This window comes from Mesorhizobium sp. P5_C1 (assembly GCF_054049815.1).
Genome location: NZ_JBFULQ010000552.1, coordinates 1 through 3,506, shown reverse-complemented (window position 1 = coordinate 3,506; position 3,506 = coordinate 1). Strand labels below are relative to the sequence as shown.

Below are 3,506 nucleotides of genomic sequence, written 5' to 3'. Positions count from 1 at the left end.
CCTCGATACCGCCAAGCAATCCGATGTGCACCCCGACCCCCCTGTAGCAGCCTCGGGTAGAATATCACTTCCCCGCGCCGACTTAACGACGATTTAGCGGCTTCGGCAGTGGTTTCTCCTCCGGTTTAACGCCTAGATGAACATCGACAAAGCGCGCCGGTGGGACACTGCCCTCATGAATTCGAACGAGGGAGAATGAAATGACCTCCACCAGCCTCAGGACCTTCCAGCCGACCTCCCGTTTTTCCGTTTTGCTCGCCGGGCATATCGCGCGTGTCTTCGCAAGGTTTCGACGCCGATATCAGGATTTCAGGCAGCGCAGGGCACTTGCCGGCCTGTCTCTGCCGGAACAAAAGGATCTCGGCTATCTGGCGGATGAGGCGCCGGCGGATGTAGCCGCACGCGGCCGGAACCTATAGCAACTCTAGGGAAGTCCGGGCAGATCTGGTCGAAGGGAGGACTTCCCTCTGGGAAGCCCAACGGATGCGCCTGAATTGCTGCCGGTCCGAGGGTGAGGCCCGAGTCTGGGTATCCTCTCGGCAGCGGAGGGAACCTTGTCGGGCCGTCATGCTACGAGAGGAAGCCGGCTTTCAAACCTGCCGGACGATGGTGCCGATCACATTGACGAGAAGGCGCGCCGCGGTCAGGGCCGACAGGCTGTCGATATCGGCGGGAGGATAGAATTCGACAAGATCGAATCCTGCGATCCTGGCCCGCCTGCCGAGGCCCGCGATCAGGTCGATCACCTGCGTGTAGGTGAGGCCGCCGGGCGTACGCGCCGCCACACCCGGCATGATGCTGGGATCGAGGGCGTCGCAGTCGAGCGTGACAACAACCTGCGATCCTTCCGGAATATGCCGCAGCGCGGCTTCGACGCCCTGGGCGTGAATCTCGCGGGCGGTCACGAAGCGACTGCCATAGCGCCGCGCCGCTTCGATCTCGGTTATGCCTGCGCTGCCAACGCTGCGAAGGCCGACCTGCACCATGCCGGCGACATGCGGCATCTCGCTCGCGCGACGCATCGGGCTCGAATAGCCGTGTCGCTCGCCAGACACCTCGTCGCGCCAATCGATATGGGCGTCGATCTGCAGGATCCAGACCGGTCCGTGATCCGCAAAGCCGGCGAGGAAGGGAAAGGTCACGGAACAGTCGCCACCCAGCAGGATCGGTACGGCCGGCAATGCCAGGACCTCGCGCGTCTTCGCCTCGATCCGGGTCCGGTTGCCGGCATTGTTATGCAAAATGGTCGGGATATCGCCTGTGTCGATGCAGTTGTCCGGCTTGCCGTCGAACAGCGGGCCGCCGAGATCGAAATCCCAGTGCTCGACGAGCGCGGCATCGCCCTGGCTCGCGGCGCGGATGGCATCGGCGGCCAAGGCATGGCCGCTGCTGTCCTTGCCGGGATAGGTGCTGCCGTGACCGGCTCCGAAGATCACCGCACTGGGGATGCGGCCACCGGCGAKGCGATCGGGAAAGCCGAGAAAGAGAGATGCTGTCATTTGGTCTTCATGATGGTCTGGCTGAAATTTTGTCGAATGCGGATGTATCAGTTTGGCGAAGCTCTGTGGAGCGAAACGCGCCACCCCAGCTGAAACGCGAAATTGCCTTACCTGAGCGGGGACTGGCGATTGATGGCCGAGCTCCCTTGGCGCTCCGCCTCGACGGACAATTCCGGCCCTGTTCGGGCGTATTGCATCGCTACATTATTTTGTTCGTGAGGCAGTATGTTGTGGGCATAGTGAAAGTGAGTCCATCGGGGGTCAGCAGATGAGTGTGATGGTTTTCCGGGCTGGCAGAACCGGCGTGTTGTTTGCAATGCTGATGGCGTCCCTGATCGCATTCACTGCGATCGCCCGGGCGCAGACGACTGCGGCGCCGCCCCCTCCACCTGAAAAAGTCGAGCAGTTGCTGAAATTGCTGAACGATCCCGAAGTCAAGGCGTGGATCGCCGAGAAGGGCGCGGCACCCGCGGCCGATTCGGCAATGCCAATGGGCGCTTCCGCCACTGACTTCATGGTCTGGTCCAATGCCATTCGCGAGCATTTGCAGGGCATTGGCAATGCGATTCCTGAGGTCCCTGACGAGATTTCCGGCGCAAGCTCGACGATTATGACCGAGATTCACGGGCGAGGGCCGGGAGCGATCCTCGTCCTGTTCGCGGCCTTTGTGGCGCTTGGGTTAGGTGCCGAGTTCATCTTCCGCCGTATCGTCGGCAGGGCTCACCGCCGCAACCCAGCTCAAAGCCCGGAATCGGGCGCACCCGCCCGACATCATGTGATCGCCCGAACGTTGTTCGTCGCCATCGCGCCGCTCGTCGTGTTCGCAATGGCCAGTGTCGGCGCCTTCCTGGCGTTTACCTGGCCACCACTGCTTTCTGCGCTGGTGCTGCCTTTGCTGATCGCTGTCATCGCCTGGCGCGTGATCATGCGGATCACGTCAGTTATTCTCGGCACGGCGGACGGCAATTTGAACCTTGGAGACCAGCCGAAGGTCCGGCTTATTCCGATGGACGATGTCACCGCTGCTTTCTGGCGCCGCCGCGTCGCGTTGTTTGCTGGCATATTCTTCCTTGGATGGGCGCTCGCAGGCGAGATGAACATCCTCCACTTCACGCCGAACGTCAGGAATCTCATCGTCTACATACTCGGTCTCGGTCTCCTCGCGGTGTCGATCGAATCCGTATGGCGGCGGCCGGCGGCGATCGAGCCTTCCAAGGTTTATCGGCTCAAGGAATGGCTGCTGACATTTTTCCTTTGCGTGCTCTGGCTCTTGTGGGTCGTGGGGATGAGCACGCTTTTGTGGATTGGCATCTATGGCTTGATCCTCCCACCAATCCTGAGATCCACCAGCTCAATCACCAAGTCGTTTTTCGCCAGCTCCGACGAGACGACGAAGTCGAACAATGCCATCTTCGAAGTGCTCGTTGAGCGTGGGGCGAGGGCGATCGTCATCGGGCTCGCTGTCGCCTGGCTTGCGACCGTCGTGCGTTTGCGCGCCAGCGGAATGATGGGCGACGAAAGTGTAGACCGCATCGTCCGAGGTGTATTGAGCGGCATCGTGGTGCTGCTCGCCGCCGATCTCATCTGGCAACTTGTGAAGGGTCTTATTGGCGGTCGCATCGATCGTGCCCGCACCGAGGGCGGCGACGAGGCAGCGCTTGCCCGCAGCGGGCGGCTTTTGACGCTGCTGCCGATCCTGAAGAATTTTCTCGCCGCACTCATTGCCGCCATTGCGATCATGATGGTTCTCTCCGGCCTTGACGTCGAGATTGGTCCATTGATCGCGGGCGCGGGCATCTTCGGCGTTGCCATCGGCTTCGGATCGCAGTCGCTGGTGAAGGACGTCATCAGTGGTGTGTTCTACATGACCGACGATGCGTTTCGCGTCGGAGAGTATATCCAGAGCGGCACCTACAAGGGCACGGTCGAGTCCTTCAGCATTCGCTCGGTCAAGCTGCGCCATCACCGCGGCCCGATCTTCACAGTTCCATTCGGCTCGTTGGGCGC

General features: G+C 61.3%; 3 protein-coding genes. 2 read left to right on the top strand and 1 reads right to left on the bottom strand.

The genetic code is table 11. The annotated features are described in order from the left end of the window. Window positions 1-200 precede the first annotated feature (200 nt). Complete coding sequence (locus ACXJ7R_RS27695; RefSeq protein WP_457154605.1) at window positions 201-419, top strand: hypothetical protein; 219 nt, start codon at window positions 201-203, stop codon at window positions 417-419. A gap of 171 nt (window positions 420-590) precedes the next feature. Here the strand turns inward: ACXJ7R_RS27695 and ACXJ7R_RS27690 are convergent, their stop codons facing one another. Then, complete coding sequence (locus ACXJ7R_RS27690) at window positions 591-1,499, bottom strand: agmatinase (protein ID WP_457154604.1); 909 nt, start codon at window positions 1,497-1,499, stop codon at window positions 591-593. A gap of 268 nt (window positions 1,500-1,767) precedes the next feature. On the opposite strand from ACXJ7R_RS27690, the gene ACXJ7R_RS27685 reads away from it, so the two are divergent. Then, window positions 1,768-3,506, top strand: a 1,739-nt coding sequence (locus ACXJ7R_RS27685; protein WP_457154603.1) for a mechanosensitive ion channel family protein, incomplete at its 3' end; no start/stop codon positions are given.

Coding starts and splice junctions, on each gene's coding strand:
- ACXJ7R_RS27695 (WP_457154605.1), top strand. CDS start 201: ATGACCTCCACCAGCCTCAGGACCTTCCAGCCGACCTCCCGTTTTTCC.